This window comes from Nonomuraea sp. NPDC050478, assembly GCF_044458265.1.
GTDB classification, from domain to species: domain Bacteria; phylum Actinomycetota; class Actinomycetes; order Streptosporangiales; family Streptosporangiaceae; genus Nonomuraea; species Nonomuraea ferruginea.
Genome location: NZ_JBITHT010000001.1, coordinates 169,096 through 189,360, shown reverse-complemented (window position 1 = coordinate 189,360; position 20,265 = coordinate 169,096). Strand labels below are relative to the sequence as shown.

The window sequence follows — 20,265 nt, the reverse complement described above, 5'->3', positions numbered from 1 at the left end:
CTACTCCTTGGTGCCGAAGGAACGGCCGGTCAGGGCGATGAAGGCGTCGTCGAGGGTGCGCTTGTCGATGCGCAGATCGCTCACGAGGACGTGGTGCCTGGCGAGGTGGGCGGTGACGGCGGTGGCGAAGTCGGCCCGCCCGCTGACGACCACCCGGTCGCCGGTCCTGCTCACCCCGGTCACCCCCGGCAGGTCCGCCAGCCCGGCGGGCTCGCCGTCCATCAGGGTGAAGCTCATCCGGTGCTCGGCGTCGATCCCGTCGATCAGCCCCGCCGGGGTGTCGAGGGCGACGACGCGGCCGCGGTCGAAGACGGCGACCCGGTCGCAGAGCTCCTCGACCTCGTCCATGAAGTGGCTGACCAGCACCACCGTCACGCCGCTCGCCCGGACCCGCTTGATCAGCTCCCAGGTGGTGCGCCGGGCCTGCGGGTCGAGCCCGGTGGTCAGCTCGTCGAGGAAGGCCACCCGCGGGTTGCCGACCAGCGCCAGGGCGATGAACAGGCGCTGCTTCTGGCCGCCCGACAGCTTCCCGAACCGGGCGTCGCGCTTCTCGTCCAGCCCCCACTCGGCCATCAGCTCGCGCCAGTCGCGCGGCTGGGCGTAGAAGGAGGCGTAGAGGTCCAGGGCCTCCCACACCTTGATGTTCTCCGGCAGCTGCGTGTGCTGGAGCTGCACGCCGATCCGCTCGCGCAGCCGCCTGCCGTCCTTGGCCGGGTCGAGCCCCAGCACGCTGATCGACCCGTCGTCGGGCTGCCGCAGCCCTTCCACGCACTCCACGGTGGTGGTCTTGCCGGTGCCGTTGGGGCCGAGGATGCCGAAGATCTCGCCCTCTTCCACGGAGAACGACACCCCGTCCAGAACCGTCAGCTCCCCGTACGACTTGCGGAGCCCGTTGACTTCGATGACTGCCATGGCTCAAGCGTCGTCCGCCGGCGGCTCCGGCGAATCGACCCGCCGGCCATGATCCGCCGCGGATCCGGCTGGCGCGGAAATCAACCGATCGGTTGATGCGCGGCCGAATCCGGAGCTGAAAGTTTCACCGGCGGTTGACGAACGCACCGCCCGCCGCACATGATCACGCTTGTCTCCTGGTCAGGAGGAGGCGTCGAGTGATGACCGTCGAGTGATGACCGTCCAGTGATGACCACTGCCACGGCGAGGTGCACCGATGCCGAGAACCCTGCTCCGGGCCGCGTCCGCGATCGTGCTGACGCTGGCCGCCCTGAACATCCCTGCCGCCCATGCCCAGGACGCCGCCCCTGTCGAGGTGACCGTCAACACCCGTGCCGCCCTCGCGGCCGTACCCGAGACAGGCATCGGCACCAACCATGCCATCTGGGACACCCACCTGGGCTCGGACCAGACCGCCGACCTCCTCAAGGAGGCGGGCGTGAAGCTGCTGCGCTACCCCGGCGGCTCGTACTCCGACATCTACCACTGGGCCGACCACACCGCCCCCGGCGGCTACGTCGCGCCGAACACCGACTTCGACACCTACATGGCCGGCGTGCGCCGCACCGGGGCCAAGGCGATGGTGACCGCCAACTACGGCACCGGGACGGCCGAGGAGGCCGCCGCCTGGGTCAGGTATGCCAACGTCACCAAGGGCTACGGCGTGAAGTACTGGGAGATCGGCAACGAGAACTACGGCAACGGCCACTACGGCGCCGCCTGGGAGGCCGACGACCACCCCGACAAGAGCCCGGCCGAGTACGCCCGCCACGTCGTCGCCTACGCGGACGCCATGAAGGCCGTCGACCCCACCATCAAGATCGGCGCCGTGCTCACCACCCCCGCCAACTGGCCCGACGCGATCGTGGCCGAGGGCGACGCGGGAAGCTGGAACCAGGTCGTCCTGTCGGCCGCCGGATCCAAGATCGACTTCGTGGTCCTGCACTGGTATCCGGGGGCCCTCGACCGTACGGGACACGTACCCGACATGGTCCAGCTCGCCCGCGAGCAGATCGCCCGGTACGCCGGCCCCGGCGCCGAGCGGATCGGCATCGCGATGACGGAGTTCAACACCGGCTCGAGCAGCAACGGCACCAACACCCAGCCGGGCGCCCTGGCCGCCGCCGACGCGTACGCGACGCTGCTGGCCAACGGCGTGTTCACGGTCGACTGGTGGAACGTGCGCAACGGCATCGGCGCCGTCACCGAGGTCGAGGGGCACACCGACTACGGCGACTTCGGCCTGCTGTCGAGCGCGGCCTGCACGTCCGACGGCTCGGTCTGCGAGCCCGCGCTGAACACCCCCTTCGCGCCCTACTACGCGCTCCAGATGGTCAGCCGCTTCGCCCGTCCCGGCGACCAGTTCGTCCGGGCGGCGGCCGACCAGCCCGCGGTCTCCGCGCACGCCGCCCGCCGCCCCAACGGCGAGCTGGCGGTCATGCTGATCAACACCTCGCGCGACACCTCGTACGCGGCCGCCCTCGACTACGAGGGCTACACCCCCGCCGCGGGCGCGCCCACCGTGCTCACCCACACCAACGGCGCCACCGCGATCACCACCGAGACCGCGGGCACTCCCGCCGGCCGGCTCCTGCCGCCGCTGTCGCTCACCACGATCGTCCTGCGTCCCGCCGTCCCGCCGTCCGGCCCCGGCGCCCCCGGTCAGCCCACCGCCACCGCCGTGACCGACACCACCGCCACCATCACCTGGCCGCGCGCCACCCCCGGCGCCCGCCCGGTCGCCAAGTACGAGATCCACCGCCAGCACGGCGCCGTCACCGAGCAGCTCGGCGAGACGGGCGGCACCTCGTTCACGGCCGCCAACCTCAGGCCCGGCACCCGCTACACCGTCAACGTGATCGCCCGCGACAGCGGCGGCGGCCTCTCCTGGTCCTCCCCGCCGCTGACCTTCACCACCAAGGCCCCCGCCACAAGCTCCTGCACGGCGAAGCTGACCGTCCAGTCGGACTGGGCCAGCGGCTACGTCGGCAGCATCGAGATCACCAACACCGGCGCCCCGGTCAACGGCTGGACGCTGAACTTCGCCTGGCCGAGAGCCTGGCAGAGCCTCGGCAGCGGCTGGAGCGCGACCTGGACCCAGAACGGCCAGGACGTCAAGGCCGTCAGCGAGCCAGGGAACGGCGCGCTGGGCACGGGCGCGACGACCACGATCGGCTTCGTCGGCAACTACACCGGCCCGAACGTCCTGCCGTCGGTCTTCACCTTCAACGGAAGGGTCTGCGGCACCGGCTGACGCGTCATGAAAGGGCATCGAAGGCCGCCATTCGATCGACGGCCTTCGATGCCCTTCAAGTCTTTTTGAAACCGGTGGATTTGTAGTGATTGATCCCCATTTGGGTGCTAGCGTCCTAATTGAAGGATCAATCGAAAAGGGGGAGACGTCGTGAGTAGCGGATATGGCGGCTGCCGCCGCCGTCGATACCGTCGCTGCCGCCGCAGAAGGTGGTGGGGCTACTGGAACGACTGGGACTGGGACGACGACTGGGGCTACTGGTGGTGACCGCAGTCCCGATCTGACGGATCGCGACGGTCAACGCTCGGCGTCAGGTCGCCGTGATCCGTCCTCAACACCGGCCGGCTGCCGTTCGAGCAGGGTCTTGAGTTCGGACAGCAGGTCCGGCCATCCCCCCTTGATCATCTCCAGAACGGTGCTGCCCGGCTCGAACCCGTCGTGGACGACGGTGAGCTTGACCCGCTCCCCGGCCGGTTCGAGATCGAAGGTCACGCGAGAGCGGGGCTCGGCGGCGATCTCGGCGAGGACGTCCGGGGCGACGCCGGCGTCGTCGGCCCACTCCCGGGTGAAGGTGTGCCAGCTGTACGAGAGCCGCCGGTAGGGGTCGGACTCCAGGACCACGCTGCCGCCGTCGTCGACGACCGAGCCCTCGGTGCGCCAGACGACGGGGGCGCCCTTGGTCCAGGCCGACTCCAGGGTGAGACCCCAGTAGGCCCGGGTGAACTCCGGCTCGGTCAGCGCGCGCCACAGGCGCTCCGGCGTGGTGACGATGTAGGACGTGTAGACGAACTCGGGCTTGGACACAGCCGTCTCCTCAAGGGCTCGCTTCAGCGCCGACAGCGACTGGACGCGCCGCCGGTCGTAGCGGCGGATCCAGCGCTCGGCGATGTCGTTGATCGGGGCGGCGTTGAGGTAGTGGAGCTTCTCCCGGCCGTGCCTGACCGTGGTGATCAGCTCGGCGGCCTCCAGGACGGCCAGGTGCTTGCTGACCGACTGGCGGGCCATGTCCAGCCCGTCGCAGAGCTCGCTCAGGGTCTGGCCGTCACGGGCGTTGAGACTGTCCAGGAGCATGCGGCGGCTGGCGTCGGCCAGCGCCTTGAACACGTCGTCCACAGCTACCACCTCGAATGCGCAGCCGTTTGGCTGCCTATGAACGATAGGCAGCCAAACGGCTGCATGTCAACAGGTGCGCAGCATGTTGAGCAGGGCCGTCTTCTCCTTGCGGGTGACGAAGAGCCGGTAGTGACGCTTCACGGTGATCCATGACGTCGCGTACCGGCACCAGTGGGCGCGGCGCGGCGGACGCCAGCTTTGCGGGCCCTTGGCGCCCTTGGCGATGTTGGCGGAATGGCTCACGGTGAGCAGTTCGGGCCGCCTGATGTCGTTGGCGAACGCGCGCCGCTTGGCCGGGCTCCACCGCTTGGCGCCCGACCGCCAGGCGTACGCGAGCGGCACCACGTGGTCGACGTCCACGTACCTCTCGCTCTTCAGCTTCTTGCCGTCGTACGGGCTGAACCAGACTCCCTTGACCGGGTGGCAGGCCGCGTTCCGGCGGACGCGCCGCCCGTCGCGGGCCAGGACGAGCTCCCGCGTACTGCACCTCCCCTTGCGGTCCGCCCAGTGGGGACGGAACTTCTCGCGGCTGTAACCGCGGATGGACAACGGCCTGGCGACCTTGAGCTGCGCCAGCATGCTCCGGGCCCGGGCGGCGGCCTGCTTGCGGGATTCGGCCGCCGCGGGCGGGGCAGTGAGAACGGCGGTGATCGGGAGGACGAGGAGAGTGAGCACGGCGACGTTGGTCGCCCGCCGCAAGAAGATCATGGTTTCACCCATGACGAGCGGCATCCCCGCTCGCGGCGCGGCTAACCTCGCCGTGAAAGGATCGATGACGTGACGCGCCTGCTGATCGTGCACCACACCACCTCGCCCACGCTCCGCGAGCTCTTCGAGGCCGTCCGGGAGGGCGCCACCACCGACGAGGTCGAGGGCGTGGAGGTCGTCACCCGCCCGGCGCTGGCCGCCACCGCCGTCGACGTGTTCGCGGCCGACGGCCTCATCCTGGGCACCCCGGCCAACATCGGCTACATGAGCGGCGCGCTCAAGCACTTCTTCGACACGATCTACTACCCCTGCCTGGAGGAGACCCGCCGCCTGCCGTACGCCCTGTACGTGCACGGCAACAACGACACGACCGGCGCCGTCCGCGCGGTGGAGTCGATTGCCACCGGACTCGGCTGGGAGCGGGTCCGGCGCCCGGCGTCGGTGACGGGCGCCCCCGGCAAGGACGACCTGGAAGCCTGCTGGGAGCTCGGCGCCACGGTCGCCGCCACGATCAGCCCCGGCTGACGGCGGCTCAGCGGCTCACCGCGGTCTCCCGCTCCATGCGCGACAACTTCTCGGGATTGCGCACGGCGTAGAGCCCGGTGATGAGGCCGTCCTCGACGCGCACCGCCATGACGGTCTCGACCTCGCCATCGGCACGGATGACCAGCGCGGGGCAGCCGTTGACCAGCGCCGGCTGCGGCGACGCCGTGCGGGCGACCCTTTTCAGCAGCGCGGCCACCTGACCGGCTCCCACGACGGGCGCGGGCGCGGCCGGCACGAGCCCGCCGCCGTCCGCCAGCAGGACGACGTCGGGCGCGAGGACGTCGAGGAGCCGCCGCAGGTCGCCCGTCTCGACCGCCCGCCGGAACGCCTCCAGCACGTCGCGGGTCTCGGCCGGTGAGGCGGCCCCGCGCGGCCGGCGGGCGGCGACGTGGGACCGCGCCCGGTGGGCGATCTGGCGGACCGCGGCCGCGCTCTTGCCGACGGCTTCCGCGATCTCGTCGTAGGCCAGGTCGAACACCTCACGCAGCACGAACACCGCCCGCTCGGTCGGCGTCAGCGTCTCCAGCACCAGCAGCATCGCCATCGAGACGCTCTCGGCCAGCTCGACGTCCTCGGCCACGTCGGGCGCGGTCAGCAGCGGCTCGGGCAGCCACGGGCCGACGTAGGACTCCTTGCGCCGGCCGAGCGTGCGCAGCCGTTTCAGCGCCTGCCGCGTGACGATCCGTACCAGATAAGCACGCTGATCCCGCACCGTACCGAGATCGACGCCCGCCCACCGCAGCCAGGTTTCTTGCAGGACGTCCTCCGCGTCGGCGGCCGAGCCCAGCATCTCGTAGGCGACCGTGAACAGCAGGTTGCGGTGGGCGAGGAACGCCTCGGTCGCCGGATGCTCGCTGCCTTCGCCCATCACTGCTCCTCGCCTGTCCGTTCCCGACCGTGCCACGCATACGATCCCGGCCGCCGCCGCCGTGTGACACCCGGACTCGGTGACATACGTCACACCCGCCGTGCTGTCACAAGCGTCGCGCCGCCGGGATCTCTTGCTCGTCAGACCGCGTACGGAAGGAACATCATGAGTTCAGCACTGGAAACCCTGCGCCGCGACTTCGGCGGCGACATCGTCGAACCGGGATCGGCCGAGTACGCGTCGGCCAGTCGTTCCGTGCTGGTGACGGGCAGTCCTGCCTGGGTCCTGCGGCCCAGGAGCGTCGGGGACGTGCGGGCGGGTGTGAGATTCGCCGCCGGCGCCGGCCTCCGGCTGTCCGTACGAGGAGGCGGCCACGCCTTCGCGGGCTTCGGCACCAACGACGGCGGCGTGGTGATCGACCTCGGCGCGCTCGCGAGCGTGGAGGTCACCGACAAGGAGCGTCACCTCGTACGGATCGGCGGCGGCGCCACCTGGGGCCAGGTCGCGACCGCGCTGGCCCCGCACGGCCTGGCGATCTCCTCGGGTGACACCAAGGGAGTCGGGGTCGGCGGGCTGACCTTGAGCGGGGGCATCGGCTGGAAGGTCAGGAAGCACGGCCTGGCCCTGGACAACCTGGTCGCCGCGGAGCTGGTCACCGCCGATGGGGAGACCGTGCGGGCCTCCGCGCGGGAGAACCCGGAGCTGTTCTGGGCGATCCGCGGCGGCGGCGGCAACTTCGGGATCGTGACCGCCTTCGCGTTCGCGGCACACCCGACGACGGACGTCTTCTTCGGCCGGATCGCCTTCCCCGCGCGGGAGGCGGCGGCCGTGCTCCAGGGCTGGGCGGACCTCCTCCGCACCGCCCCTGAAGAGCTCACCTCCGTCGCGGAGTTCGCCAACCCCTTCGCGGGCGGCCCCGAAGCGCCCGTCGAGATCCGCGTCGCCTTCGACGGCGACGACCCGGAGCGCGCGGCCGGAGCCATCGACCCGATCCGCCGCCTCGGCACGGTCATCGACGACGACGTCGCACCGCGGCCTTTCGCGGACACGCTCGTGGAGGGCGCCACCCCGCCGCCGGGTTTCCGCGTGTTCACCCGGAGCGCCTTCACCGGCGGTGACGCGGCGCCCGCCGCGCTCAAGGTGCTGGCCGAGGCCGGGGCGTCGGAAAGGCCGCCGTTCATCGCCGTCCGCAGCGTCGGCGGCGCCGTGTCCCGCGTGGCCCCCGACGCCACCGCCTACGCGCACCGCCAGGCGGAGCTGATGTTCACGACCACCGTCGCGGGCCCCGAGCCGGTCGTCGAGGCCGCGCGTCCCGCCCTGGAAGCGCTCTGGGCGAAACTCGCGCCGCACGCCGGCGGCGCCTACGCCAACTTCCTCGCAACCGCCACCGAGGAGGACGTCGCCGCCGTCTACCCGGCGCCGACCTACGAGCGGCTCGCCGCGGTCAAGCGTCAGTACGACCCCGGCAACCTGTTCACCGGCAACCACAACATCCGGCCCCGGTAGACAGGAACCGGCCGGCCATGTCAGTGGCCGGCCGGCCGCGTCACTGGCGTTTGCGATCGATGAAGCGCTGGAGCACCAGGAGGACGATCGGCAAGATCAGCCCGAAGGCGAACTCCGTCAGCTGGATCAGCCGCGTCGCCAGCCCCACGGCTCCTCCCGCCACGAAGAGCGCCAGCGACACCCAGGCCCAGTGCCTCCGCAACCACCGCAGGGACCCGGCCCACCGGCGCCGCGGCAGCAGAGGACGCAGGACCTTCTCGATCGGCAGGTTCTTCCCGTCCTTCTGCCGGATCACGATCGCGCCTTCCATCCAGACGATCTGATCCCCGGCACGAGCGAGCCTGACGCTCCTGAGCGACGCCAGAGCCTCCACGCAGGGCCACACCCCCCACAGAGTGATGTGCGTGCTCATGCTGTTGGGCCAGGACCCGTCCTGACACTGCTCGGTGACGATCGTGTCGAAGGACTGCGCCAGCTTCCCCGCCACGTCGATGCTCTGGAACCGCGGATGGTGCATCAGCGCCGTGGTCGCCACCGGCAGCGCGTAGTGCGTCAGCGACGGCGGGAGCCAGTATTCCTCGCCCTTGTCCGTACGCAGGAAGAGGACGTTGGACCGTTCCTCCCGGTTGCCGATCTCCACCAGGGAGGAGGTGTCCAGGTTGGCGAGGAGCCAGTCGAAGCCCTTGGCCACCTTCTCGGACGCCGGGTCGACGCCGGCCTTCACCAGCGTGGTGAGCGCCGACGCGGTGTGGGCGACGCGTGCCTGGTTCTGGCGGGGCTCCGGGGCCCAGCCGCCGGAGGGCAGCTGCTGCTCGATCAGCCACGCCACCCCCTTGTCGACCGCCGGGTCCTGGGGCGCCGCCTCCAGCAGGGCCCGCAGGGCCAGGCACGTCAGCCAGACGCGGGGCGGGCAGCCGTGGAAGGAGCCCCAGCCGCCGGACCTGTCCTGGTTGTTGCGCAACCAGGACACCGCCCGTGAGAGGTCGGGAGTCGTCGGCTGGTCGTCGCACCGCAGCGCGGCCAGGCACCGCACCACCCAGGCGGTCGCCTCGACCACCGGCTTGTCCTTGCTGGTGTTGGTCCACCAGCCGCCGTCGACCTTCGGGTCCTCGTCCTTGATCTGGCGGACCCTGAGGAAGTTGAGCGCGTCCTCCAGGTGGGGCGGAGACTCACCCGCGACGTGGAAGGTCAGCAACGCCACGGCGGTCGCGGTCGCCCCCGGCGGGACGGTGTCGAGCAGGTGGTACCAGCCGCCCCCACCCGCGGGACTTTCGTTGTACATGTGGCGCAACAAGTCCATCGACTTGTTCAACGCGCTCTCGGACTGTGACAGATCGATCTCGTGCAACAAGGCCGTTCCCCCGTCGCCGCTTTTCCCGGAGCGTACCGTTCCCCCCATTGCAACTAACGTCACGCTTTGATATAGCCGAAGTGTCCGGTCGCCATACCTCATTCGGGACGGTGCAGATCGGTGGTTTCTGGCTTTCATATTGAGGACGGCGATATCCTCGCGATCGGCGGCACGACCGAGTGGGCCCGATCCCTTCCCCGGCGGGCTTCCCTGGCCCATCTCACCACCGCCACCGGGACCTGGGCCGCGGAGGAGGGCATTGTTACCCGCCCGATCCCGGGTGCCCTGCCGTATCCAGCGGGTTTCTACCGGCGCATTCACTGCGACATGGAGACGGCCGGTCATCTGCTGCCGGAAGCCTTCGAACTTCTCCCGCCCGGCGGAGTCCTCATTCCACGGTACGGCACGCCCGAAAATCGAGACGGCGCCGTCATGCTTTCTGAAAACGTGTCAAAAACCGGCCAAGAGGAGGATTGTGTATTTTGCGGTCGTTTCCGGTTTCGGATGAACCAGGACGCCGGTGTTCCCGGTGCGGCCGCCCTGCTGTGGGGTGACGAGTTCCTGTGGTGCGCGCCGGATCTGGCTCCTCTCACCGAGGGCCATCTCCTGCTGGTCTCCACCCGCCACTTCCCGTGCTTCGGCGCGTGCCCGCCCGGCCTGGCGCGGGAGGTCGCCCGGCGGAAGCGGGAGGTCACCCGGTGGCTGGAGGCGGTCTACGGCCGCCCCGTGACGGTCTTCGAACACGGCCCGGCCGGCCCGCACGGCGCGGGCTCCTGCATCGACCACGCGCACCTGCACTTCCTGCCCGGGGCCGGCCCGGTCCGCGCCGGGATCGAGCGCGAGGCCCTGTCCGGCACCTCCGCCGGCCCGGCGGAGCTGTTCCGGAGCGGCGTCTCCTACCTCTACCTGGAGGACGCCGAGGGAACGACCACCTACCCCTGCCCGGGATCGTTGCCCACGCAGTTCCTCAGGATGTGCGCCGCGCCGCCCGGCGAGCGGTGGCGCTGGCAGGACATCTACGGGCTGCCGGAGACGCGCGAGCGGTTCATGGCGACGCTCCGGAAGCTGCTCCCGTCCGCGGAGGCCGGGGCGAGCCCCGTTGACAGCAGCCAGCGCAGCTCACGCGCGGTGAGCAGGTCGCCGAAGCCCATGGGATCGGAGACGCGCTCGTAGCCGGTGGGGTAGTCGACGTGCAGGCGGTCCTGTTGGTAGATCGTCGACCGGCTCGCGCCACCGGCCCCCGAGCGGATCATCCACACCGGTGCGGCCTTGTGCACCGCGTCGAGCAGGGGAAACAGAAGTTCGGGGCCGCCGTCAGGGGCGTCCACCACGCCACGCAGCGTTTCCAGCTCGCCCACCACGACGTCCGCCGCCTCCAGGAGCGGCAGCAGCCGGGCCGGGGGGATCCTGCGGTGGATGTCGTGCGGCACCAGGTCGAGGCAGATCACCGTGGAGTGCGACCGGGCGACGGCCGCGGCTTCCAGCACGGCTTCGGCCGACCGGGCGTGCAGCAGCTCGTATCCCGTCAGGAAGAGGGCGTCCGCCGCGGCGATCTCCCGGATCGCCGCCCGCACGTCCGACACGCCCAGCATCTGGAGGTCCGACAGCGGTTCGGCGACCATCAGGCGGACCCCGTGCCCCTCCGAGGTGTCACGCATGACGAGCACCCGCGCGGTCGAGGCGCCTTCCACCACGGTCAGCCGCGGCGTCACCCCCATCGCGGTCACCTGGGCCCGTATCGGATCGGCGAACTCGTCACGCCCGATCCTCGACACCAGCGTGACGGTGGCGAAGAGGCCGATCGCCTGGCGGGCCATCTGCAGCGCGACGCCCGCCGGAGTGATGCGCACCGGCGCGTAATGGAACTGGTCGCCGCACACGTCGCGAAAGCGAAGGGAGTCGACCCGCACGCGGACGTCGATCCGGATCTCACCGATCGCGACCAGACTGAACCGGCGCTCTCCGTCGGCGGGAATCATGGTCAGCGGCGGCAGACGGCTTCGGACGGATGCGCGCCGCGCAGCCGCAGGAACCGCTCGACCGCCCCATCGATCCCGGGAATGAGCGGATAGCGGGCGACGGCGTCGAGCGGCACCCACCTCACCTCGTCGATGTGGTCGCCGGAGATCTGGCCGGAGGTGGTCACCTCGTGCGACAACGCCCGGCACTGCCGGGCCACGGCGATGACCCGGACACAACCGCCGTCGTCGGCCGGCATGGCCCAGTCCCACATGTGAAAGGGAGGGCCGGGCTCGATCTCGATGCCCGCTTCCTCGCGGACCTCGCGCACGATGTGCTCGTCGAGCCCTTCGTCCGCGCCCCGCATTCGCCCGCCGGGAACCTCCCACAAACCGGGGTTGTAGGGGTCGGATGGCGATTTGCGGACGAGCAACAGGCGGTTCCTGTCGGCCATGAAGGCTTTCTGCGCGACGACGATGCGCACTTTTTCCTCATTCGCCAGATCAGCCTCTGTCAGGCCGCCCAAGAGCCGGTCCACCATAGACTTCACCTTCGCCGAGTGGGAACGCCTGAACGCCGGTCGCGACACGGCCGGCGCCCCACACTAGCGCTTCTACCTCGTCCGTCAGGCAGTTTCCACCAGTCGTGAAGCGTTCGACAGCGCCTTGGCGGCGGTGGATCATCCGAAGTGCGGCTTTTTCAGTGTGGCAGTTCGGGTCGCCGACATCCAGACTCCGCAATAATGTTGCCCGAAAGCGACTTTATGTTGCCTGCCCTCTGAAGCCCCGTTTAAGACGCCCTTTCCGCGCTGCATCCGGGAACTCTTCGACGCCGACGAGCGTGAAGCCCTTCACCTATCGCCGGCCGCTCGGCCATGAAAGTGAAGAGGGCCGGGCGCTAGCGAGGCCCGAGCCCGGTCTTCCCGTCGATCAACTCGCGCACGACGTCGAGGTGTCCGGCATGACGGGCGGTCTCCTCGATCATGTGCAGCGCGATCTGCCGTAAGTCGGTGATCTGATCTCCCGGCGGATGGGGATGGCGCCCCCGGGGCCGCATCGACAGCGGCATGGTGGCGAGGACGGCGTCGGACCGCTCGCACTGGGCGCGGTAGAAGGCCAGCACCGTCGACGGCGAGCGCGGGGTCGTGAGCGGCTCGTGGTCGTCGGCCGGCCAGGGCAGGGGCTCGGCCGAACCCAGGGCGACCTCCTGGAACCAGTGCCGCTCGGCGTGACCGAGATGCTCGACGAGACCCAGCGGCGTCCACCCCGAGGGCAGGACGGCGGTCGTCAGGGCGTCGTCGCCGAGACCGTCGATGATCGCCAGCACGGCGGCGCGCTGCGCCTCCAGGAATGTCAACAGGGCCTGCTTCTCGCTGTCGCCCACCGGCCCACACCCTTCGCCGACCAGCCCGCCGCACCGCAGGCTAGCGGCCGCCCCCGACAGTTCTCGGGTTACGCGGTTGTGGTGGCTGGGCGCGGTGGATAGGTTGGCCCACCGTGCACTATTTGGACGTGGCCTGTCGGCTGCTGCTCGCGGCGGTCTTCGTCACGGCGGCCTGGACCAAGGTCTCGGGGAAGGCCGGCTGGGCCGCCTTCGTCGGTTCGCTGCGCCAACTGGACCAGGTGCCGGGCCCCCTCCTGCGGCCGGCGGCGTTCGCCGTGGTCGCGACCGAGATCGTCGTCGCCGTGCTGCTGCTCGTCCCGGTGCGGGTGGCGGGGTGGGTCGGCTTCGCCCTGGCAGGCTGCCTCCTGCTGTCCTTCACCCTGGTGATCGGGCGGGCGCTGTCGCGCGGCAACCGCGCCCCCTGCCGGTGCTTCGGAGCGTCGAGCACGCCTCTGGGCCCGATCCACATCGTGCGCAACCTGATCCTCGTCTGCGTCGCCGTCCTCGGGCTGGCCGCCGCCTCCGCGCCGGGCGCGTTCGAGGTGCCGTACGCCCTGCTCGCCGGTGTCGCCGGACTGGTCGCCGGCATCCTGATCACGGCGTTCGAGGACCTCGTCGCGTTGTTCAGGCCGACGGCGAGATAACAGCCGGTTTGATCCCTATGTCGTGTTATGCGCAGAGAATGCCCTGTCGATAATCATGGACCGCTTCGCCTGACTAGACCTGTACTATCCTGGCCGCTCCGAAAACGATCAACTCGGAGGATTACGCCGTGTCAGTCTTGTGGGCCGCGTTAGCGATCGTCTTCATCATCTGCCTGCTCAACCTGGTGCTCACCGTCGCGGTGATCCGGCGCCTGCGCGAGCACACCGAGCTGATCAACCGAGGGGGCGGGCATCCCCCCGGACAGGAAGAGATCACCCTGCCCGCCGGCGCCCGCGTCGGCGAGTTCAGCGCCGTCACGGGCGACGACCGGACGGTGACCCGGGACGATCTGCGACCGGGGATGCTCGTGGCCTTCTTCTCGCCGCGCTGCCCGACCTGCGAGGAGCAGAAACCCGCCTTCATCCGGTACGCGTCCGGCCTGCCGGGCGGACGCGACCAGGTGATCGCGGTGCTCCTCGGCTCGCCCGAGGAGCTCGGCGGACTGCGCGAGGAACTGGGCGGGATCGCGCAGATCGTCATCGAAGGGGACGTCGACGGCGCCATGGCCGCGGCGTTCGGCCTGCGCGGATACCCGGCCTTCTGCCTCATGGGCCAGGACGGCGTCCTCCAGGTGACCGGTTTCAAGGTCGACGTCCTTCCCGACTCCGTGGCCCTGTGACGACCGGTAGGCGGGTTGCTCTCGCCGCCTGGCGGCTGGCCTGGCGGTTCGCGGCGCGTACGACCATCGCCCAGCTCGTGCTCACGGTGCTGGGCGCGGGGGCGCCGGTCGCCGTCGCCTGGCTGACGAAGATCGTCTTCGACCAGCTGAGCGCCCCGGGCGGGCCCGCGGACCTGACGGGGCCGATCGCCGGCCTGGTCGCCGCGGGCATCCTGACGGCCCTGCTTGCGCAGGTGCTGCGCTACCTGCGGGCCGAACAGGGACGGATCGTCGCACTCGCCGCCCTCGACCAGCTCTACGCGGCGGTCAACCGGCTGGTCGGTCTGGGACGGTTCGAGGACCCGCAGTTCGCGGACCGGTTGCGCTTCGCCCGTCACGCCGGCGGCTCAGGACCGGCCGAGATCGTGGCCGTGAGCCTGAACCTGCTCCAGCAGGTCCTGGTGACCGCCGGGTTCGTCGTCTCATTGGTCACGGTCAGCCCCGTTCTGGCGGTCGTCGTCCTGGTCGGCGCGCTCCCCGCGGTCGGCGCCGAGTTCGCGCTCGCCCGCCGGCGGGCCGAGACCATGAACACCGTGGGGCCGCACGAACGGCGCGAGCTGTTCTACGGCCAGCTGCTGTCCGACGTCGAGGCGGCCACCGAGGTGCGGCTGTTCGGCGTCGGCTCCTTCCTCCGGGGACGGATGCTCGGCGAACGCCGTACCGCGAACCGGGTGGAGCGGGCCATGGACCGGCGGGCCCTGAGCACGGAAGCGCTGCTCACCATGCTCTCGACCGGGGTGGCGGGCGGCTGCCTGGTCTGGGTGGTCAACGCCGCGGCCGCCGGAACGGTCACCGTCGGTGACGTGGCCATGCTGGTCGCCGCGGTGGCCGCGGTGCAGGCGGCGCTGCTCGGCGTCGTGCGCGACCTGGCCGGAGCGCACACCCAGCTGCTGATGTTCGGTCACTACCTCGCCGTCGTGGAAGCGGAGCAGGACCTGCCGGTGCCGGCCCGCCCCCGTCCGGTGGAACCGTTGCGGCACGGCATCGAGCTGCGTGACGTCTGGTTCCGCTACCGGGAGGACCTCCCGTGGGTGCTGCGCGGCGTCACCGTGACGATCCCGAAGGGCCGGGCGGTGGCCCTCGCCGGATACAACGGCGCAGGCAAGAGCACGATCATCAAGCTCCTGTGCCGCTTCTACGATCCGGACCGCGGCGAGATCCTCTGGGACGGCGTCAACCTGCGCGACCTCGACCCGGCGCAGCTGCGCGCCCGGATCGCGGGCGTCTTCCAGGACTTCGTCTCCTACGAGCTGTCGGCCGCCGAGAACATCGGCATCGGTGACGCGGAGGCCCTGACGGACCGCCCACGCATCGAGGCCGCCGCGCGGGACGCGGGGGTGCACGACATCCTCAGCGGGCTCCCGCACGGGTACGACACGCTGCTCAGCCGCATCTACTTCGCCGGCGACGAGCTCAACGGGACGACCCCGGGCACCACGCTCTCCGGCGGGCAGTGGCAACGGGTCGCCATCGCCCGCAGCTTCCTGCGCGGCGGCCGTGACCTGCTCATCCTCGACGAGCCGAGCGCCCGCCTCGACGCCGAGGCCGAACACGAGATCCACCAGGGCTTCCGGCGGCTGCGCGACGGCGGCACCAGCCTGCTGGTGTCGCACCGGCTCGGCACGATCCGGGACGCGGACCTGATCCTGGTGCTCGACGGCGGCACCGTGGCGCAAGCCGGGCGGCACGACGAACTGGTCGAGGCAGGAGGGCTCTACGCCGAGCTGTTCTCCCTCCAAGCCGCCGGATATCGGGATTGACCCGGACCTGAATGGATCTTTACTGTAGGTCGAAACGGGTCAAGATCGGGCGACGCCTACCGGCGTCAAGGAAACGGCCCGTGAACCTCACAAGGGAGTAGAGCATGCTGCGACTCTTCAACACCCTCGGCGACCGTATGTTGTCGGCTTTCGTGCCCAAGGTCACCGCTCAAGCCGCCTGCACGACCTGGAAGGAATTCTGCTACTGCAGCGGCGTCTATTCCATTTCCCGGTGGTGCGACCGCGGTTGCGACAGCAGCCAGACGACCTGCGGCCCCTGCAACGTGAGAGGGGCCAAGTACAGCTGCTAGCCGACACGTAGGCGCGAGTGGCCGCCGGCACGGAGCCGGTGGCCGCTTCCGCGTCAGTGTCCCCCTACCCCGCAGTTCCGCCGACGAGTGAGGCGCCTTCCGTGCAGGTCGTGATCGCAGTGCTCCTGGCCGGTGCCGGCGTGGCGGCCTTCGCCGCGGTGCTGCGGCGCAGGTTCGTGCTGGCCACGGTCGCGGGCTTCAGCATGGCGCCCACCTTGCGCCCCGGCGATCGTCTCCTCGTACGCCGCACGCCCCTGTCACGCCTGAGCGTGGGCGACATCGTGGTGGTCGTGCCGGACGCCCGGATGGCGGACCCGCGCCACCCCGCGGGGTACGTGATCAAACGGCTGGCCGCCGTACCGGGGGACCCCGTACCGGATCACGTACCGTCGCCCGCGCACGAACGCATCCCACCGGGCCGGATGGCGATCCTGGGCGACAACCCCGACGCCAGCCGCGACTCGCGGGACTACGGCCTGGTCACCCAGGAGCAGCTCGTCGGCGTCGTCGTACGCGCCATCGGCACCTGAACCCCTGACGCCGATTCTGCGGCGAGAATTCTCGCGGAACCTGTCGAGGATCGGTGCCGCCCGTTCGTCACCCGGACGACGCAGTTCTGTCGACCACGAGGAGTGACGATGAAGTACGCGATGCTGATCTTCGGCGACGACCGCGAGTGGAGCGGGCTGTCCCCGGCCGAGGAGCAGGACGCGATGAAGCAGGTCTACGACTGGTACGAGCGGTGGCAGCCGACCGGCAAGATCGCTGACGGCGGCGCCGAGCTGCAGCCCCGGGAGACGGCGAAGACCGTGCGCGCCGACGGGACCGGTCAGCCGATGATCAGCGACGGACCGTACCTGGAACTCAAGGAGGTCATCGGCGCGGTCGTCATGCTGGAGTGCGACGACATCGACGAGGCCGCGCGGATCGCGGCCACCTGGCCGCTCACGGCCGGGATGAGCGCGCTGGAGGTCCGTCCCGTGATGAGCCGCGAACAGCTCTGACGCTGGGCGCCGGTCTCACAGCCGGCGCCTCAGCTCACCCACTCGACGCGACATCAGCTCCCGTTCTGCCGGGTTGGTCGCCAGCTCCAGAGCCCGCTCCGCCGCCGTCAGCGCCTCGGCCGTACGGTCGAGCGCGGCCAGCAGGTCGGCCCGGGCGGCGTGCCACAGGTGATAGCCGGCGAGCCGGGCCCCGAGCGCGTCGACCTCGTCCAGCGCCGGAGCCGGGCCCACCGCGAACCGCGTTGCCACCGCCCGGTTCAGCAGCACCACCGGCGACGGGTCCAACGCGTACAGCCGGTCGTACAACCCCCGCACGCCGGCCCAGTCGGTGGCCTCGTACGAGACGGCCAGGGCGTGGAGCGCGGCGATGCCCGCCTGCACCTGGTACGGCCCGGGCCGGCCCTGGCGCACCGCCGCCCGCAGCCGCAGCGCCGCCCGTCCGATCGCCGCCCTGTCCCACAGTCGCCGGTCCTGCCGGCCGAGCAGCACGATGCGGCCCCGCGAGTCGAACCGCGCGTCGACGCGGGCTTGGTGCAGCTCCAGCAACGCCGCCAGACCCGCGGCCTCCGGCTCACGGGGCAGCAGCCCGGCGAGCTGGCGCGCCAGCTCGACCCCCTCGCGGGCCAGCTCGCGCCGCTGGGCGGACCGGCCACTGGACAGATAGCCCTCGTTGAACACGAGATAGATCACCGCGAGCACGGTCGGCAGCCGGTCGACGTACTCATGCGGCTGGGGCACCTCGAACCGGATGCCCCGCTTCCGCAGCAGACGCTTGGCCCGGGAGAGCCGCTGCGCCATCGTCGGCAGCGGCACCAGGAACGCGGCCGCGATCTCGGCCGTACTCAGGCCACCGGCGGCGTACAGCGTCAGCGCGACCCGGGCCGGCTCGGGGAGGTCCGGGTGGCAACACGCGAACACCATGGCCAGCCGATCGTCCACACCCGGTTCAGGCGGCGCTTCCGCCGCCAGCCGCGCCATCTTCTCCCGGCCGACGGCGTCTCGGCGCAGCCTGTCCAGCGCCCTGCGCCAGCCCGTGGTGACCAGCCAGCCGGTGGGGCTGTCCGGCACGCCCTCGTCGGGCCAGCGCCTGAGCGCCTCGGCCAGCGCGTCCGACAACCCCTCCTCGGCCCGGTCGAAGTCGCCGAGCCGCCGGCTGAGCGCGCCGAGCATGCCGGCCGCGTCCGTCCGCCAGATCCGGTCCAGCAGTTCCGCCACGTCACTCACCGCACCAGTCTGCAGTCCTCGCAGGACGGCGCGATCACCTACCGCGGACGCGGTAGATTCGCGGTTCGTGCGGCGTCCGCGGTAGGGAGAGATGTCTCCATCAGTAGGATGACCGGCGGCGGGTGCAGCGGACATAGTTCTTGGCGTCCAGTCGCGGGAAGCGGAGGAGCGCCTCATGTCCGTCCTATTCGACCTCGCCGCACAGGTGGCCTCGCCCGTGTGCACGACACCGACAGAATGCGCGGGTCAAGGTGTCGACACGTTCCTCGGGACCCCTGAACGCGTCTGGGCCAGCGTGGCCGCACTGGTGGCGGTGGGCGGCGTGGTCATCGGCTGGCTGGCGTGGCGCTCCGTCCGCCGGGCCGGCAGCGGCGGGAGGAGGAGAGCCATCGCGGCCCTGGTGATGGGGCTCGTCGGCGGGCTCAACGGCGCGGTGAAACTGGCCGTCGCCGACGGCGGTCTCGGCACCGGCAACGGAGTGTTCGGGGCGGCCATGGCCCTGGCGCTGGGGCTGGCCGGCGCGGCCCTCGGCGGGCTGGCCCTGGCCCGCTCCCGCCGCGTTGAGACACACCCCGCGTCTCCGCGGGCTTCTGCCGGCAAGTGAACGGCCGACCGCCCATGACCGCGCCGCCACGGAGATCGCCATTACATTGGCCGCATGACCGACCCCGGACCCGTCGCCTGGCCGCCCGCCCCCATCAGGACCGAGCGGCTCGTCCTCCGTGAGCCCGAGGCCCGCGACCGTACAGCGATCATCGAGCTGTTCACCTCGCCCGAGGTGGGCGCCTACCTCGGCGGCCCTCGACCGCGTGACGAGTTCGAGCGCGCGTTGCCTGCCGTGCCCCGGCGCCGCCCCGGCCTGTTCGCGGTCGATCTCGACGGGTCGATGATCGGCGTCGTCGACATCAAGCGGCGCGAGGCCGATCGTCCGGGTCGCCTCCGCCCGGACGGCGGTGAGGTCGAGCTCGGCTACATGTTCCTGCCGGAGGCGTGGGGATTCGGATACGCCGCCGAGGCGTGCGCGGCGGCACTCGACTGGGTCGCCGGCGCGCTTCCCCGCGAGCCGGTGGTGCTCACCACCCAGACCGCCAACGACCGTTCGATGCGCCTCGCGGCGAAGCTGGGGTTCACCGAGGTGGCACGGTTCGAGGAGTTCGACGCCGAGCAGTGGTTCGGCGTGTGGTCCGGTTGAGCGGGGCCGGTACGTCACGCCCGCGCGGCCACAGGAGCCCCGTCGGTCGTCTCCAGCACGAACAGCCGTGCGGCCAACGGGGCCAGCGCGACACCCATCAGAGCGAACATCATGATCCCGGACACGGCGTCCGGCGCCGCGAAGTCGGCTGCCAGCGCCACCACCAGCGTCACCGCCGCCCACCGCGGTGCCAGCCGCGTCCGCCAGAAGGCGACGGCGAGGGTGAGAGTGCCCACGACGGTCGTCAGCAGCACCGGGACGATGAGCACGGCGAAGGGCGGCGCCGCGAACATCGCCCCGGCGATCTCGGCCGCACCCGCCCGGTCCGTGTGGTGGGCGAGCGGGTACTGGGCCATCACGTACGCGACGGGACCGATGTGGAGCGCCCACCCCAGCGCCGCGAGGACCGCCCCCGTGACGCCGAGCCGCGAACCCTGGGCGCGGAAGAGCCCGGTGAGCCCGAGCAGGGCACCGGCGAAGCACAGGAACGAGACGACGAGCAGCACGTTCGCACCCATCCAGAGGGCGGGCCGAGCCTCGATCAGGGCGAGCTGGCCGGCGGCGTCGGCGGACGACGGCAGGAGGATCGTGCCGGCCAGGCCGGCGACGGCGGCGGTGAGCAGTGCGACGGCGGTGCTTCGGCGTGACATGTGGACCTCCGGGGGAGCAGTGGTGGTGCCGCCGACGCTAGGGACGACCGGCGCCGGAATCGTCGGAGGTCACGCCGAACCGCGTACGAGCCCGCTCGTACGCGCCTACCTCCCCGGGGCGA

21 protein-coding genes are annotated in these 20,265 nt (G+C 70.9%); 11 read left to right on the top strand and 10 right to left on the bottom strand.

Features of this window, described 5'->3' with window-relative positions; all coding sequences use genetic code 11:
• The gene (locus tag ACIBF7_RS00905; protein WP_271277379.1) at positions 1–912 is read right to left on the bottom strand and encodes an ABC transporter ATP-binding protein; all 912 of its coding nucleotides are present in this window, start codon (positions 910–912) and stop codon (positions 1–3) included.
• 256 nt (positions 913–1,168) lie between these two features.
• On the opposite strand from ACIBF7_RS00905, the gene ACIBF7_RS00900 reads away from it, so the two are divergent.
• Positions 1,169–3,205 carry a cellulose binding domain-containing protein gene (locus tag ACIBF7_RS00900; RefSeq protein ID WP_397196047.1) on the top strand — a complete coding sequence of 679 codons (2,037 nt, stop codon included), beginning with the start codon at positions 1,169–1,171 and terminating at the stop codon, positions 3,203–3,205.
• 297 nt (positions 3,206–3,502) lie between these two features.
• On the opposite strand, the gene ACIBF7_RS00895 is transcribed toward ACIBF7_RS00900, so the two are convergent.
• Together ACIBF7_RS00895 and ACIBF7_RS00890 are read right to left on the bottom strand one after the other, a co-directional pair.
• Entirely contained in the window at positions 3,503–4,318 is an 816-nt protein-coding gene (locus ACIBF7_RS00895; RefSeq protein WP_397196046.1) for an ArsR/SmtB family transcription factor, read from the bottom strand.
• Positions 4,319–4,384: 66 nt separating this feature from the next.
• On the bottom strand, positions 4,385–5,026 hold the full coding sequence (locus tag ACIBF7_RS00890) for an HNH endonuclease family protein (protein WP_148037119.1): 642 nt from the start codon (positions 5,024–5,026) through the stop codon (positions 4,385–4,387).
• A gap of 69 nt (positions 5,027–5,095) precedes the next feature.
• On the opposite strand from ACIBF7_RS00890, the gene ACIBF7_RS00885 reads away from it, so the two are divergent.
• Complete coding sequence (locus ACIBF7_RS00885; RefSeq protein ID WP_148035321.1) at positions 5,096–5,551, top strand: flavodoxin family protein; 456 nt, start codon at positions 5,096–5,098, stop codon at positions 5,549–5,551.
• A gap of 7 nt (positions 5,552–5,558) precedes the next feature.
• On the opposite strand, the gene ACIBF7_RS00880 is transcribed toward ACIBF7_RS00885, so the two are convergent.
• On the bottom strand, positions 5,559–6,440 hold the full coding sequence (locus ACIBF7_RS00880) for an RNA polymerase sigma-70 factor (protein WP_148035320.1): 882 nt from the start codon (positions 6,438–6,440) through the stop codon (positions 5,559–5,561).
• 165 nt (positions 6,441–6,605) lie between these two features.
• Between ACIBF7_RS00880 and ACIBF7_RS00875 the strand changes: the two genes are divergently transcribed.
• Positions 6,606–7,946, top strand: a complete 1,341-nt coding sequence (locus ACIBF7_RS00875; protein WP_271277382.1) for an FAD-binding oxidoreductase — start codon at positions 6,606–6,608, stop codon at positions 7,944–7,946.
• Positions 7,947–7,986: 40 nt separating this feature from the next.
• On the opposite strand, the gene ACIBF7_RS00870 is transcribed toward ACIBF7_RS00875, so the two are convergent.
• From ACIBF7_RS00870 to ACIBF7_RS00855, 4 genes are all read right to left on the bottom strand, one after another.
• Positions 7,987–9,228, bottom strand: a complete 1,242-nt coding sequence (locus ACIBF7_RS00870; protein WP_271277383.1) for a prenyltransferase/squalene oxidase repeat-containing protein — start codon at positions 9,226–9,228, stop codon at positions 7,987–7,989.
• A gap of 1,085 nt (positions 9,229–10,313) precedes the next feature.
• Entirely contained in the window at positions 10,314–11,276 is a 963-nt protein-coding gene (locus ACIBF7_RS00865) for a carbohydrate kinase family protein (protein WP_271277384.1), read from the bottom strand.
• A gap of 2 nt (positions 11,277–11,278) precedes the next feature.
• Positions 11,279–11,797: an NUDIX domain-containing protein gene (locus tag ACIBF7_RS00860; protein ID WP_271277385.1), complete on the bottom strand. Its 519-nt coding sequence runs from the start codon at positions 11,795–11,797 to the stop codon at positions 11,279–11,281.
• A 356-nt stretch (positions 11,798–12,153) separates the two neighbouring features.
• Positions 12,154–12,639 carry a DinB family protein gene (locus ACIBF7_RS00855; protein WP_397196045.1) on the bottom strand — a complete coding sequence of 162 codons (486 nt, stop codon included), beginning with the start codon at positions 12,637–12,639 and terminating at the stop codon, positions 12,154–12,156.
• Positions 12,640–12,752: 113 nt separating this feature from the next.
• Between ACIBF7_RS00855 and ACIBF7_RS00850 the strand changes: the two genes are divergently transcribed.
• The 6 genes from ACIBF7_RS00850 to ACIBF7_RS00825 all read left to right on the top strand — a co-directional run bounded on the left by ACIBF7_RS00850 (position 12,753) and on the right by ACIBF7_RS00825 (position 17,077).
• The gene (locus ACIBF7_RS00850) at positions 12,753–13,283 is read left to right on the top strand and encodes a MauE/DoxX family redox-associated membrane protein (RefSeq protein ID WP_397196044.1); all 531 of its coding nucleotides are present in this window, start codon (positions 12,753–12,755) and stop codon (positions 13,281–13,283) included.
• Between the two features lie 128 nt (positions 13,284–13,411).
• A complete protein-coding gene (locus tag ACIBF7_RS00845) occupies positions 13,412–13,963 on the top strand; it encodes a redoxin domain-containing protein (protein ID WP_187281486.1) in 552 nt (183 codons plus the stop codon).
• Positions 13,960–15,762, top strand: a complete 1,803-nt coding sequence (locus tag ACIBF7_RS00840; RefSeq protein ID WP_308248738.1) for an ABC transporter ATP-binding protein — start codon at positions 13,960–13,962, stop codon at positions 15,760–15,762. Before ACIBF7_RS00845 ends, ACIBF7_RS00840 begins: the two co-directional genes overlap by 4 nt.
• A 104-nt stretch (positions 15,763–15,866) precedes the next feature.
• Positions 15,867–16,073, top strand: coding sequence for a hypothetical protein (locus ACIBF7_RS00835; protein ID WP_148035312.1), 207 nt, complete (start codon positions 15,867–15,869; stop codon positions 16,071–16,073).
• 110 nt (positions 16,074–16,183) lie between these two features.
• Positions 16,184–16,603: a S26 family signal peptidase gene (locus ACIBF7_RS00830; protein ID WP_222709224.1), complete on the top strand. Its 420-nt coding sequence runs from the start codon at positions 16,184–16,186 to the stop codon at positions 16,601–16,603.
• A 108-nt stretch (positions 16,604–16,711) separates the two neighbouring features.
• Positions 16,712–17,077, top strand: a complete 366-nt coding sequence (locus tag ACIBF7_RS00825) for a YciI family protein (RefSeq protein ID WP_148035311.1) — start codon at positions 16,712–16,714, stop codon at positions 17,075–17,077.
• 15 nt (positions 17,078–17,092) lie between these two features.
• Here ACIBF7_RS00825 and ACIBF7_RS00820 read toward each other — a convergent pair whose 3' ends face one another.
• Positions 17,093–18,301: an RNA polymerase sigma factor gene (locus ACIBF7_RS00820; RefSeq protein ID WP_397196042.1), complete on the bottom strand. Its 1,209-nt coding sequence runs from the start codon at positions 18,299–18,301 to the stop codon at positions 17,093–17,095.
• A 175-nt stretch (positions 18,302–18,476) separates the two neighbouring features.
• Between ACIBF7_RS00820 and ACIBF7_RS00815 the strand changes: the two genes are divergently transcribed.
• Both ACIBF7_RS00815 and ACIBF7_RS00810 read left to right on the top strand, forming a co-directional pair.
• A complete protein-coding gene (locus ACIBF7_RS00815) occupies positions 18,477–18,905 on the top strand; it encodes a DUF6223 family protein (protein WP_397196040.1) in 429 nt (142 codons plus the stop codon).
• Positions 18,906–18,959: 54 nt separating this feature from the next.
• Positions 18,960–19,493, top strand: coding sequence for a GNAT family N-acetyltransferase (locus ACIBF7_RS00810; protein ID WP_397196039.1), 534 nt, complete (start codon positions 18,960–18,962; stop codon positions 19,491–19,493).
• A 14-nt stretch (positions 19,494–19,507) separates the two neighbouring features.
• On the opposite strand, the gene ACIBF7_RS00805 is transcribed toward ACIBF7_RS00810, so the two are convergent.
• Positions 19,508–20,143: a hypothetical protein gene (locus tag ACIBF7_RS00805; RefSeq protein WP_397196037.1), complete on the bottom strand. Its 636-nt coding sequence runs from the start codon at positions 20,141–20,143 to the stop codon at positions 19,508–19,510.
• Positions 20,144–20,265 lie beyond the last annotated feature (122 nt).

Bases quoted from the DNA above. Each gene is read 5' to 3' on its own strand.
- ACIBF7_RS00810 (WP_397196039.1), top strand. From the start codon at position 18,960: ATGACCGACCCCGGACCCGTCGCCTGGCCGCCCGCCCCCATCAGGACC.
- ACIBF7_RS00870 (WP_271277383.1), bottom strand. From the start codon at position 9,228: ATGTACAACGAAAGTCCCGCGGGTGGGGGCGGCTGGTACCACCTGCTC.
- ACIBF7_RS00880 (WP_148035320.1), bottom strand. From the start codon at position 6,440: ATGGGCGAAGGCAGCGAGCATCCGGCGACCGAGGCGTTCCTCGCCCAC.
- ACIBF7_RS00875 (WP_271277382.1), top strand. From the start codon at position 6,606: ATGAGTTCAGCACTGGAAACCCTGCGCCGCGACTTCGGCGGCGACATC.
- ACIBF7_RS00825 (WP_148035311.1), top strand. From the start codon at position 16,712: ATGAAGTACGCGATGCTGATCTTCGGCGACGACCGCGAGTGGAGCGGG.
- ACIBF7_RS00815 (WP_397196040.1), top strand. From the start codon at position 18,477: ATGTCCGTCCTATTCGACCTCGCCGCACAGGTGGCCTCGCCCGTGTGC.
- ACIBF7_RS00860 (WP_271277385.1), bottom strand. From the start codon at position 11,797: ATGGTGGACCGGCTCTTGGGCGGCCTGACAGAGGCTGATCTGGCGAAT.
- ACIBF7_RS00905 (WP_271277379.1), bottom strand. From the start codon at position 912: ATGGCAGTCATCGAAGTCAACGGGCTCCGCAAGTCGTACGGGGAGCTG.
- ACIBF7_RS00865 (WP_271277384.1), bottom strand. From the start codon at position 11,276: ATGATTCCCGCCGACGGAGAGCGCCGGTTCAGTCTGGTCGCGATCGGT.
- ACIBF7_RS00900 (WP_397196047.1), top strand. From the start codon at position 1,169: ATGCCGAGAACCCTGCTCCGGGCCGCGTCCGCGATCGTGCTGACGCTG.
- ACIBF7_RS00835 (WP_148035312.1), top strand. From the start codon at position 15,867: ATGCTGCGACTCTTCAACACCCTCGGCGACCGTATGTTGTCGGCTTTC.
- ACIBF7_RS00890 (WP_148037119.1), bottom strand. From the start codon at position 5,026: ATGATCTTCTTGCGGCGGGCGACCAACGTCGCCGTGCTCACTCTCCTC.
- ACIBF7_RS00805 (WP_397196037.1), bottom strand. From the start codon at position 20,143: ATGTCACGCCGAAGCACCGCCGTCGCACTGCTCACCGCCGCCGTCGCC.